The following is a 12834-nucleotide window of genomic DNA, read 5'->3' on the forward strand; positions in this document are numbered from 1 at the left end:
CGAATTTCGCCATCCGATCTTCAGGGTCCGGTGGGCCCTTCGGTCCGACTCCGATCGATGATCTTTTCTCGGCGGCATCGAGCCCTATTCTGCTTCCATTGTGAAGTCCTGGGGGGGATCATGATCACAATTGACTATTCCTGCGCGCCTGCCCACAGTGGAGCCGAGCCGGCCCGCTGACATGGCGCAACCGACGATCATCCAACAGTTCGCCGAGGTGGCGGCCACCCGTCCCGACCGACCGGCGATCCTCGGCGAGACCCACGAGGTCAGCTACGCCGCACTGGCCGCCACCGTCGGCGGGCACGCCACCGCGCTCACCACCGCCGGTGTCCGCCCCGGTGACCGGGTCGCCCTGCTCACCGGGCACGGCGTGGCCACCGTCGCCGCCGTCCTCGGCACCCTCGCCGCCGGTGGCGCCTACGTGCCGCTGGATCCCGGGTTCCCGGTCGACCGCCTCCGCCGCCTGCTCACCGCCGCCGCCGACGTGCGGGTCATCGCCTGCACCGCCGACCACCGCGAGCTGGCCGACACGCTGTGCGCCGAGCGCCCCGGCACCGGCGTGCTGGTCCTCGACGACACCGCGACCGCGCCGCTGCGGCCCACCCCGGTGGACCCCGACAGTCCCGCGTACGTGCTGTTCACCTCAGGCTCCACCGGCACGCCCAAGGCCGTCGCCCAGACCCACCGCAACCTGCGGCACGTCGTCGACAACCAGATCCACAGCCTGGCGATCGGCCCGGCGGACCGGCTCAGCCTGCTCGCCTCGTTCAGCGTCGACGCGGCCATCCCCGACCTCTACCCGGCGCTGCTCACCGGGGCCGCCGTCGTCCCGATCGACCTGCGCCGGCACGGTCTGGCGTACGCCGTCGAGCGGCTCGTCCGGCACCGGGTGACCGTCTACCACTCCACCCCGACCGTCTACCGGTTCCTGCTCGACACCCTCGGCGACCGGCGGCTGGACACCGTCCGGGTGGTGCTGCTCGGCGGTGAACAGGCCACCCACGCCGACGCTGCCCGGGGCCGCGACCGGTTCGCCCCGGACTGCGTCCTGGTCAACGGCTACGGCGCCACCGAAATGACCTTCGCCGCCCGGTACGCGCTGCCGCTGGCCACCGCCGCCCCGGACGCCGCCGGCCCGCTGCCGATCGGCACGGCGCTGCCCGGCTACACGCTGCGGCTGGCCGACTCGGGCGAGATCGTCGTGCGCAGCCGGCACCTCGCCCCCGGCTACCTGGGCCAGCCGAGCGACCGGTTCGGCGCCGACCCCGACGGGATGCCCACGTACGCCACCGGTGACCTGGGGGCCCGGCTGCCCGGGGGTGAGCTGGTCTGCCTCGGCCGGCTCGACCGCCAGGTCAAGGTACGCGGGTTCCGGGTCGAGCTGACCGAGGTCGAGGCGGTCCTCGCCGACCAGCCCGGCGTCGCCGCCGTACGCGCCATCGCCCGGGGCGGCGAGCTGCTCGCGTACGCCGTGCCGGCCGGCGGCGACCTCGACCCGGTGGCCCTGCGCGCCGCCCTCGCCCGACGGCTGCCGGAGTACGCGCTGCCCCGCGCCGTGCTGGTGCTCGACGCGTTCCCGCTCACCGTCACCGGCAAGATCGACGAGCGGGCGTTGCCCGACCCGTCCCACCCGACCCCCACCGGGCAGGAGCCGACCACCGCCGCCGAACGGGCCGTGCACGACATCTGGTGCGCGGTGCTCGGCCGGACCGCCGTCGGGCGGCAGGAGAGCTTCTTCGACGCCGGTGGGCAGTCGCTGCTGCTCGGCCAGGTCCAGCAGCGCCTCGCCGAGCGGTTCGGGGTGATGCCGCCCATGGTGCGGCTCTTCGCCCACCCGACGATCGCCGCGCAGGCCCGCCTCCTCGACGCGGGGCACCCGCCCGCCGGCGACGGGCCGCACCCGGCGGGGGCGTCGGTCCGCACCGGGCCGGCCCCCGCGCCGAGCCTGCCCACCCCCGCCACGCCGCCGGTCGCCGCCCGCGAGTACACCGGCGACGAGATCGTGGTGGTGGGACTCGCCGGCCGGTTCCCCGGCGCACCCGACGCGGCGACCTTCTGGTGGAACATCTGCGCCGGGGTGGACTCCGTGCACGACCACACCGAGGTCGAGCTGGCCGCCCTCGGCATCGGGCCACGACTGCGCGCCGACCCCCGGCACGTGCGGGCCGGCGGCCGGCTCGACGGGGTCACCGACTTCGACGCCGAGTTCTTCGCCATGGGCGACGAGGAGGCGGCCCGGACCGACCCCCAGCACCGGCTCTTCCTGGAGGCCGCGTGGGAGGCGCTGGAGGACGCCGGGCACGACCCGACCCGCTTCCCCGGCCTGGTCGGCGTCTACTCGGCCACCTCCGCCAACCGCTACTTCCTCTTCCACCTGATGGACAACCCGGCCGTGGTCGGCGACGTCGACCCGGACGACTGGGAGGCCCGGCTGATCGGCCGGCAGGCCACCGACCACCTGCCCGGCCAGGTCGCCTACCGGCTCGGACTGACCGGGCCGGCGGTGGCGGTGCAGAGCGCCTGCTCCAGCTCGCTGGTCGCGGTCTGCCTCGCCGCCCAGAGCCTCGCCGACTACCAGTGCGACATCGCCCTCGCCGGCGGAGTCAACGTCACCTGGCCCCGCTACCGGGCCACGCCGGGCGGGCTGGCCTCCCCGGACGGCCGCTGCCGCGCCTTCGACGAGGCCGCCGAGGGGTCCGGGTTCGGCTCCGGGGTCGGGGTGGTCGCGCTGCGCCGGCTCGCCGACGCCCAGGCCGACGGGGACCGCATCTATGCCGTCCTGCCCGGCTGGGCGGTCACCAACGACGGCCCCGACCGGGCCGGCTTCGCGGTGCCCGGCCCCGCCGGGCAGAGCGCCGCCGTCGCGAACGCCCTGGCCGCCGCCGAGGTCGCCCCCGGCGAGGTCCGCTTCATCGAGGCCCACGGCAGCGGTACGCCGCTGGGCGACGCGATCGAGGTCGCCGCCCTGCACGAGGTGTACGGCGGGGCGGCCCCCGCCGAGTCCTGCGCGCTCGGCTCGGTGAAGACCAACATCGGTCACCTGGACGCCGGGGCCGGCATCGCCGGGCTGATCAAGACGGTGCTCGCCGTCCAGCACGCGGTGATCCCGCCGAACCTGCACTTCACCCGCCCGCACCCGGAGATCGACCTGGCCGGCGGCCCGTTCTACGTGCCGACCAAGGCCCGGGACTGGCCGGACGCGCCCCGCCGGGTGGCCGGGGTCAGCTCGTTCGGCCTCGGCGGCACCAACGCGCACGTGGTGGTGGAACAGCCACCCCCGGCCGTACCGGTCGGGTCGACGGCACCCCGGTCCTGGCTGCTGCCGGTGTCGGCGCGTACCCCGCAGGCGCTGCACGCGGCGCTGACCCGGCTGCGCACCCACCTGGCGGGGACCGGGCCGGAGCTGTCCGAGGTGGCCGCCACCCTGGCACTGGGCCGGCGCTGCTTCGGCCGGCGGGCCGCCGTCGTCGCGTCCGACCTGGCCGACGCGATCGCCGGGCTGGACGACCTGCTCACCACCGGCGTCGCCGTGGCCGGCGAGCCCGGCGCACTGCGCGACCTGGCCGCCGGCTGGGTGGCCGGCCGGGACGTCGACTGGGCCGCGCTGCACCCGGAGGGCGCCGTCCGGCGTACCGGGCTGCCCGGCTACCCCTTCCAGCGCCGGCGGCACTGGATCGACCCACCGCAGAGAGGCGCACGGTGAACTGGTTCGTCTCGCCCGGAAGCCGACCCCAGGCACCGGTGCAGTTGTTCTGCCTGCCGTACGCCGGGGGCGGAGCCAGTGCGTTCCGCCGTTGGCAGTCGGAGATCGGCCCGGACGTCGAGGTGCTGCCGGTGCAACTGCCCGGCCGGGAGAACCGGATCGGCGAGGACCCGACCTTCACCGTCGCGGAGGTGGCCGCCGTCGTCGCCGACCGGGCCGACCGCCCGTACGCGATCTACGGGCACTCGATGGGGGGACGGGTCGGCTTCGAGGTGGTCCGGGAGCTGCGCCGCACCGGCCGGGAGTTGCCGCTGCGGCTCCACGTCGGCGGTGCCCGCGCCCCGCACGTCACCGCCGCCAGCCTCTTCGACGGGCTGTCCCAGGTGACCGACGAGGAACTGCTGCGCCGGCTCGCGGCCGGTGGCGGCCTGCCGGCCGGGCTGCTCGACCACCCGGAACTGGTGGAGTTGCTGCTGCCGTTGCTGCGCGCCGACTTCGGCCGGGTCGACAGCTACCGGTACGCCCCCGAGGCGCCGCTGCCGGTGCCGGTGGTCGCGTTCGGTGGCCGGGACGACCGGGCGGTCAGCCGGGAGCACAGCGCCGGCTGGGCCGAGCACACCGCCGCCGGCTTCGTCCTGCACGAACTCGACGGTGGGCACTTCTTCCTGCACGACCGGCTGCCCGAACTGCTGGGCCTGATCCGCGCCGACCTGGCCGCCGCCCTCGGCTCCGGAGCCACCGGGCCGACCGCCGCCGGCCCGGCCGGTACCCCGACCGCCGCCGTGGCCGACCCGGCCCCGGGGGCTGTCACCGCCGACCCGGCCCCGACCGCCGCCGTGGCCGGTGCCACCCCGGGGACGGCCGGGCCGACAGCGGCGCCGGGGGCGGCCGGGGTGGCCGGCCACCGGGTGCCGCTGGGCGACACCGGCTGGTCGGTGTGGGGGGACGCGATCCTGCGCGGCACCGGTTTCCCCGCCGACGGGCTGACCCGCTTCGCCGCGCCGCAGGCCGCCGCCGCGGCCGATGAACTGCTCGACAGTGGCGGTGACCCGGACCGCTTCGACAAGGAGTTCGCCGAGGCCGTCCGCACCGCCGCCCACCGGATCAGCGAACTGGCCGGCGACCCGCTGCTGCGCGAGGCCGTCACCTGGCAGAACCGGGGCGCGCTCGTCGCCCTGGACGGCCTGGCCCGGGGCGGCGGCGAGGCACCCCGCAACGTGCGCCGCCGGGACCGGGAGCGGGCCCTGCTCAAGTACTGGCAGCGGTACGCGGGCAAGAACGAGACGGTCGGCTTCTTCGGGCCGAGCTGCTGGGTCACCCTCGACCCGGAGCTGCCGGAGGTCGCCCAGGTCAGCCACGGCACCGGCCTGACCCGTCGCCGGTGGGTCTGGTTCGAGTCGTGGGCCCTGTCGGCCTACGCCGACCGGATCGGCACCGACCTGGCGGTGCGCCGCTGGTGGCCGCCCCGGCTCTGCGTCCAGCTCAGCGTCCGGGGGCGGGAGGTGCTGCGTCCCGGCCGGCCACCGGTGCCGCTGTCCCCGGTGGAGGCGGCGCTGTTCGCCGCCGTCGACGGCCACCGACCGGCGCACGAGTTGGTGGCCGACCCGGCCGTCGGGCTGCGCCGGCCCGAGGACGGCTACGCCCTGCTGGACCGGCTGGTGGCCCGGGAGCTGCTCACCTGGGACGCCGCCCTGCCGGTCAGCCCCGACGCCGAGCAGGTGCTCACCGCCCGGATCGACGCGATCGGCGACACACCGGCACGGGTGGCCGCGCAGGCCGGCTGGGACCGGTTGCGGGCGGCCCGCGACGCGGTCGCCGCGACGGCCGGCGACCCGGACCGGCTGCGGGCCGCCCTCGACGAGCTGGACGACACCTTCACCACGCTGACCGGGGCCGCCCCCCGCCGCCGCGAGGGGCAGATGTACGCCGGCCGGACGATCTGTTACGAGGACACCAGCCGTGATCTCGACGCGGTCTTCGGCGGGCCACTGCTGGCCGACCTCGCCGCCCCGCTCGACGTGCTGCTGCGCGCCGCCCGCTGGCTGGTCGGTGCGCTGGCCCAGGCCTATGGTGCGGTGTTCCGGACGCTGTACGAGGAGCTGCACGCCGAGGCCGGCGACGGGCCGGTCGCCCTGTCCGACCTGTGGTTCCTGGTCCAGGGTCTGTTCTGGGGCGAGGGCGAGCGACCGGTCGACGCGGTGGCCGCCGAGTTCGCGGCCCGCTGGGCCGGGCTGTTCGGGCTGGACACCCGACCCGCCGACGCCGGTGCGGTCCGCCTGCGGGTCGCCGACCTCGCCGGCCGGATCGACGAGACCTTCCCCGCCGCGCGACCGACCTGGTCCAACGCCCTGCTGCACAGCCCCGACCTGCAGATCTGCGCCGCCGATGTCGACGCGCTACGACGGGGCGAATACACCGTCGTGCTGGGTGAACTGCACGCCGGGTGGGCGTCGTTCGACTGCTCGGTGTTCACCCCCGCCCATCCGGACGTGGCCCGGCTGCGTGCCGCGCTCGCCGCCGACCTCGGTGCGCGGCGGGTCCGGCTGCTCTTCCCGACCGACTGGCCGCGCCGTACCAGTCGTACCGCCGAGGCGTTGACCGGGCCGACGGACCGGCACCTGGCGTTCCTGCCGGCACCGGGCGGCGACCCGGCCCGGCTGCTGCCGACTGTGGACCTCACCGTGACCGACGAGCAGGGTGAGCTGGTCGCGACCGGCACCGACGGGCAACGGTGGCCGCTGGTCGAGATCTTCGCCGAGCTGCTCAGCGCGCACGCCGTCGACGGGTTCAAACTGGTCGCCGCCGCGCCCCGCACGCCCCGGATCGTGCTGGACAACCTGGTGGTGGCCCGGGAGACCTGGCGGACCACCGTCGGTGAGTGCGGGTTCGTCGACGCGCGCGGGGAGCGGGACCGCTACCTCGCCGTCCGGGCCTGGCGGGGGCGGCTCGGCCTGCCCGAGCAGGTCTACGTCAAGCTCGGCACCGAGACCAAGCCCTGCTTCGTCGACCTGGGCAGCCCCGCCTTCGCGAACATGCTCTGCGCCATGGTCCGGGCCGCCCGGGTCGACGGCGGTGACGCGGTCTCCCTGGTGATCAGCGAGATGCTGCCCACCCCCGACCAGGCGTGGGTGCCGGACGCCGCCGGCCAGCGCTACTTCAGCGAGTTGCGGTTGCAGATCGTGGACGCTCCGGCCGGGGAGGCCACCCGATGAGCCACCTGATCCCCCTGGGCGACACCGGCTGGTCGGTGTGGCGGGACGTGGTGCTGCGCAGCGCCGGCTTCCCCGCCGCCGGGCTCGACCGGTTCGCCGCTGCCGGTGTGGCGGCCGCCGCCGACGCCGTGCTCGCGGGGGAGGGCTCGACGGACGTCTTCGGCAAGGCCCTCGGTGTCGCGTTCCTGGAGTCCTCGGTGGTCGCCGGGGAGATCGCCGCCGACCCGCTGCTGCGGGAGGCGGTCACCTGGCAGAACCCGGACATGCTGGTGGCGTTGGACGGGCTGTTGCGGACCGACCCGGCGGTCCGCAACGTCCGTCGTCGCAAGCGCGAATCGAGCCTGCTGCGCTACTGGCAGCGGTACTGCGGCAAGGCCGAGACGATCGGCTTCTTCGGACCGGTCTGCTGGGGCGTGTTCGATCCCGCCCACCCGGGCGTCCAGTTCCGGCCCGGTGCGGGCCTGGTCGCCCGCCGACAGGTGGTCTTCGAGGCGTGGGCCCTGATCGAGTACGCCGACCGGCTCGCCGACGACCTCGCGGTGCGTCGGTGGTGGGCCCCGATGCGGCAACCGCACCTCACCGTCGAGGAACGCCGGCTGCGATGGCCGCTGCACCCACCGATCGAACTGACCGCCACCGAGGCCCGGCTGTTGGCCGCCTGCGACGGGCGTACCCCCGCCGTCGAACTGGCCCGGCGGCTGCACGCCGAGGGGCTCGTGCACCGCGCCGACGACGGCTACCTGCTGCTGGACCGCTGGGTCGACCGTGGGCAGCTCTCCTGGGGTGCCAACCTGCCGATCAGCCCGGACGCCGAGCGGGTGCTCGCCGAACGGATCGCCGCGATCGGTGACGACACGGTCCGGGCCGGGGCCACCGCCGGGTTCGACCGGCTGCGGGCGGCCCGGGACACGGTCGCCGCCGCCGCCGGTGACCCGGACCGGCTCGTCACCGCGCTGGCCGGCCTCAGCGCCGAGTTCACCGCCGTCACCGGTCGGCCCGCCACCCGCCACCGGGGCCAGATGTACGCGGGCCGCACCGTCTGCTACGAGGATTCCGCCCGGGACCTGGAGTTCCGCCTCGGCGCGACGGTCCTGGACGCGCTGGCCGCCCCGCTGGCGGTGGTGTTGCAGGCCGCCCGCTGGCTGACCGCCGAGATCGGGGCCGGGGTCACCACCCTGCTGTCCGAGCTGCACGACGAGTTGGCCGTGGACGGTCCGGTCCGGTTGGCCGACATCTGGTCGCTGGCGCAGGGGACGCTGGTCGCCCCGCACGGGCCGATCGCCACCGCGGCGGCCGACCTCACCGAGCGGTGGGCGCGGTTGTTCGGCCTGCGGGACCTGCCGGCCGGCTGCGTCGAGCTGCGGTTGTCCGCCGCGGACCTGGCGGGGCAGGTGCACGCCGTGTTCCCCGCCGACCGGCCCGGCTGGCCGTCGGCCCGGCTGCACAACCCCGACGTGCAGATCGCCGCCGCCTCGTCCGAGGCGTTGGACCGGGGGGAGTTCCTGCTGGTCCTCGGCGAGCTGCACCCGGCCGCGATCGCGTTCGACAGCGCGGTGCTCAGTATGTTCCACCCCGACCCGGCGACGCTGCGGGCGGATCTCGACACCGATCTCGGCCCGGCCCGGCTGCGGGTGCTCTGGCCGGAGAGCTTCCCCCGGCGGACCACCCGCACCACCTATGGACTGACCGGGCCCACCGACCGCGAGCTGGGCATCGACACCGCGCGGGGGGCGGACGTCGACCGGCTGGTGGCGGCCACCGCCGTCACCGTCGGATACGACGGCGACGAACTGGTCGCGGTCCTCCCCGACGGCGCCCGGTGGCCGTTGGTGGAGGTCTTCGCCCAGTTGCTCGGCGCGCTGCTGCTGGACGCCTTCAAGCTGCTCGACCCGGCCCCGCACACGCCCCGGATCACCATCGACCGGTTGGTGGTGGCCCGGCGGACCTGGCGGACCACGGTGGGGGCCTGCGGCCTGGCCGGGCACCCCGACGAGTCGACCCGCTACCTGGCGGTACGCCGCTGGCGGGCCGCCGACGACCTGCCCGAGCGGGTGTTCGTGAAGGTCGGCACCGAGGTCAAACCCTGCTATGTCGACCTGACCGGCCCGCTGTACGCCCAGTCGCTGTGCGCCATGGTCGACGCCGCCGCCCGGACCGGCCCGGACGTTCCGCTGGTCGTCACCGAACTGCTTCCCGCCCCGGCCGACGCCTGGGTGCCCGACGCGGCGGGCCGGGGCTACGTCAGCGAACTGCGCCTGCAGATCACCGACCCCGCCACCTACCGGGGCGTCGATCCCGCCAGCCACCGGGGAGCCGACCCCACCACCGCACCGGGAGCGAAGTGACCGACATCCTGTCCATCAGTGCCGTCGCCGGGGAGCAGTTGCCCTGGCCGGACGGGACGCTGGCCGAGCTGATCGCCGACCGGGCGGCCCGCTGCCCGGAGGCGGTCGCGGTCCGCCAGTGGGACGACCAGCTCACCTACCGGGAACTGGTCGGTCGGGCGGCCGGCCTGGCCGCCGCGCTGCGGGCCCGGGGGGTGGGCCGGCAGACCCGGGTCGGGGTGTGTGCGCACCGCCGGCCCGACCTGGTGGTCGACGTGCTGGGCGTGCTGCTCGCCGGTGGTTGCTACGTCCCGCTGGAGCCCGGCGGTCCCCGGCAGCGGCTGCGGGAGATCGCCGCCGATGCCGGCGTGACACTGGTCGTCGGCGACGCGGCGGCGGCCGAGTTCGCCGACACCCCCGGCGTGGAGGTGGTCGGCCCGGCCGGCCCTGCCCCGCTGGCACCCTGCCCGTCCCGGGCCGGTGACCCGGCGTACGTGCTGTTCACCTCCGGCTCCACCGGGCGGCCCAAGGGGGTGCTGACCACCCACCGCAACGTGATCGAGTTCGTCACCGGATGCGCGGCGCTCAGCGGTGCCGACGCCGGGGTGCGCAGCCTCGGCATCGCCTCGCTCGGCTTCGACGCCGCCACCATCGACCTGTTCGTTCCGCTGCTGCTCGGCGGCAGCGTGCAACTGCTCGGCGTCGACGACCGGTCCGACCCGGAGCGGCTGGCCCGGTTCATCACCGCGCACGACGTCAACTGGGGTTTCATCACCCCGACGGTGCTGTCCATGCTGGACCCGGCGCGGGTGCCCGGCTGGCGGACGGTGCTCTGCGGCGGCGAGGCGGTCCCCGCCGAACTGGCCGCCCGCTGGGCGCCGGGCCGCCGGCTGCTCAACGGCTACGGCCCCACCGAGACCACGGTGCTGGCGGTCAGCGGCGACCTGACCGCCGCCGACACCGACCCGGTGCCGATCGGGCTGCCGCTGCCCAACCACCGGGCGTACGTGGTGGACGACGCGTTGCGGGCGGTGCCGCCGGGGCAGACCGGTGAGCTGCTGATCGGCGGCCCGGGGCTGGCCGACGGCTATCTCAACCGGCCCGGCCTGACCGCCGAGCGGTTCGTTCCCGACCCGTTCTCCGGGCTGCCCGGCGCGCGGCTCTACCGCACCGGCGACCTGGTCCGCCAGGCCGGGGACGGGCGAATCGTCTATCTCGGCCGGGCCGACCGGCAGGTCAAGATCCGGGGCCAGCGGATCGAGCTGGGCGAGGTGGAGGCCGCGCTGGCCGGGGTGCCCGGCGTCGACCGGGTGGCCGTGGAGGCGGTGCCCGGCCCGGCCGGACTCGACCTGGTCGCCTTCCTCACCCCGGCCGACGCGCCCGACGACGACACCGTCCGGACGTACGCCGGGGGGCGGCTGACCGCCGCGATGCTGCCGGCGCGGCTGCTGCGCCGCGACGACCTGCCGGTCAGCGCCACCACCGGCAAGCTGGACCGGCCGGCGCTGCGCGTGCTGGCCGGCGCCGCGTTGGCCGCCGCCCCTGTCGACGAGCCGACCGACGACCCGGTCGACCCGGTGGCGCGGGCGGTCCGACGGGCCTGGGCCCGGCTGCTCGGCGCGGTCCCCGCCCCGGACACCGACTTCCTCGCCGCGGGTGGCAACTCCATCGCCGCGATGCGGCTGGTCGCCGCGCTCCGCGCCGAGCTGGGCCGGCAGGTGGACACCCGGGACGTGTTGACCGGACGTACCCCGGCCGCGCTGGTCGCCCGGCTGCGGGCCGCCGCACCCGCCGACGCCGACGGGCTGACCGTCGGCAACCCGCCCACGCTGTCCCCGCCGCAGCGGCGGCTGTGGTTCGTCGACCAGCTCGCCCCCTCCAGCGCGCCCTACAACATCGCGGTCGCCCACCGGTTGCGTGGCCCGCTGGACACCGGGGCGCTCGGCGCGGCGCTGCGGGCCGTGGCCACCCGGCACGCCGTGCTGCGCTGGCGCATCCCGCAGACCGCCGGGGTGCCGTACGCGGTCTGCGAGGAGCCGACCGACGTGGCGGTGCCGGTGATCGACCTGACCGGTCGCGCCGACGCCGAGGCCGAGCTGGCCGGGATGCTCGCCGCCGGCGCCGCGCACGCCTTCGACCTGGCCACCGGCCCGCCCTGGCAGGTGACCGTCTACCGGCTCGGCCCCGACGAGCACGTGCTGGCGATGACCATGCACCACGCGGTCTTCGACGGCTGGTCCGAGGCGGTCCTCTACACCGACCTGGCCACCGGGTACGCCCAGGCCCTCGCCGGTGGGTCGCCGGTGCTGCCGGCGCTGACCGCCTCGTACGCCGACTACGCGGTGTGGCGTGCCGCCCGGGACCACCGTCAGGGTCCCGCCGACCTGACCTGGTGGGCGGAGCATCTGCGGGGCGTGCCGACCGTGCTGGATCTGCCCCGGGACCGCCCCCGCCCGACGGTGCAGACGTACGCCGGCGCGGAGGCGGCGGTGACCCTGTCCGCCAGCGCCGACCGGGCGGTACGCGAACTGGCCGCGCAGCGGGGCAGCACCGTCGCGGCGGTGCTGCTGGCCGGCTTCGGTGAGCTGCTGCGCCGGCTCACCGGCGGTGCCGACCACGTGGTCGGGGCGATCGTCGCCGACCGCCGGCTGGCCGCCTTCGACGACGTGGTCGGCTTCTTCATCGACACCGTCCCGGTGCGGCTGCGCACCGGCCCGACCGACGGGTCCGCCGGCACCGACCGGCCGGGCACGACCGGCGGGGTGGGTTTCGGCGAGTTGGTCGACCGGTGCGCCGCCGAGTTGCACGAGGCGACCGCCCATCCGGGCGCGCCGCTGGAGAAGCTCGTCGAGACCCTCGGGGTGGGCCGGGACACCTCCCGGGCCCCGCTGGTGCAGGTGCTGTTCAACGTGCTCAACTTCGCCCCGCCCCGGCTGGCGCTGACCGGCCTGACCGGCGAGGTGGTCCCGGTGCCCAAGCCCGGTTCCCCGTTCGACGTCACCGTCTACGTGGTGCAGCGCGACGGCCGGTGCGGGGTGGACGTGGTCTACAACCCGGACCTGTTCGACGCCGACCGGATCGACGCGCTCCTGGCCGACCTGGCCGACCTGGTCGGCGCGCTCGCCGCCGACCCGCACACCCCGGCCGACACGGTCGCCGTGGCGCTGCCCCGGCCGACCGTGCGGGTGGCGGCGCTCGGCGCGATGACGGTGGCCGCCACCGCACCCGCCCCGGTCGCGCCGGTGCCGACCGGCCCGGACGAGCTGACCGAGACCGAGGAGTTGATCGCCGGCATCTGGCGCGAGGTGCTGGAACGCGACCGGGTCGGGGTCGCCGACAACTTCTTCGACATCGGCGGGCACTCGCTGGCCCTGGCCGCGGTGCACGCCCGGCTCACCGCCGCGACCGGCCGGTCGATCACCATGCTCGACCTGTTCCGGCACCCCACCGTCCGGGCGCTCGCCGCCAGCCTCGACGGGGCCGCCGACCGACCCGAGTTGGCCCGCGCCGCGCTGCGCGCCGCCGCCCGGCGCGGCCGGACCCGCCGTACCCCACCGCCTCGTCGACCGCACCAACCGTGACGCCGCTTCCC

At 76.1% G+C, this 12834-nt stretch carries 4 protein-coding genes; all 4 read left to right on the forward strand.

Translation table 11 applies throughout. The features are described from left to right. The first annotated feature begins 181 nt into the window (after positions 1-181). From ACQP1S_RS13495 to ACQP1S_RS13510, 4 genes are read left to right on the forward strand one after another with little or no spacing between them, the layout of a single operon-like run. Positions 182-3706 carry an AMP-binding protein gene (locus tag ACQP1S_RS13495; protein WP_432906761.1) on the forward strand — a complete coding sequence of 1175 codons (3525 nt, stop codon included), beginning with the start codon at positions 182-184 and terminating at the stop codon, positions 3704-3706. After that, complete coding sequence (locus ACQP1S_RS13500; protein ID WP_432906763.1) at positions 3703-6918, forward strand: thioesterase domain-containing protein; 3216 nt, start codon at positions 3703-3705, stop codon at positions 6916-6918. The genes ACQP1S_RS13495 and ACQP1S_RS13500 overlap by 4 nt, the downstream gene beginning before the upstream one ends. After that, positions 6915-9263 (forward strand): lantibiotic dehydratase, encoded by a 2349-nt coding sequence (locus ACQP1S_RS13505; RefSeq protein WP_432906765.1) that lies wholly within the window; start codon positions 6915-6917, stop codon positions 9261-9263. Before ACQP1S_RS13500 ends, ACQP1S_RS13505 begins: the two co-directional genes overlap by 4 nt. Further along, positions 9260-12823, forward strand: a complete 3564-nt coding sequence (locus ACQP1S_RS13510) for an amino acid adenylation domain-containing protein (RefSeq protein WP_432906767.1) — start codon at positions 9260-9262, stop codon at positions 12821-12823. Before ACQP1S_RS13505 ends, ACQP1S_RS13510 begins: the two co-directional genes overlap by 4 nt. Positions 12824-12834 lie beyond the last annotated feature (11 nt).

It is taken from the genome of Micromonospora matsumotoense, from assembly GCF_050951065.1.
In the GTDB taxonomy this organism is placed as follows: domain Bacteria; phylum Actinomycetota; class Actinomycetes; order Mycobacteriales; family Micromonosporaceae; genus Micromonospora; species Micromonospora matsumotoensis.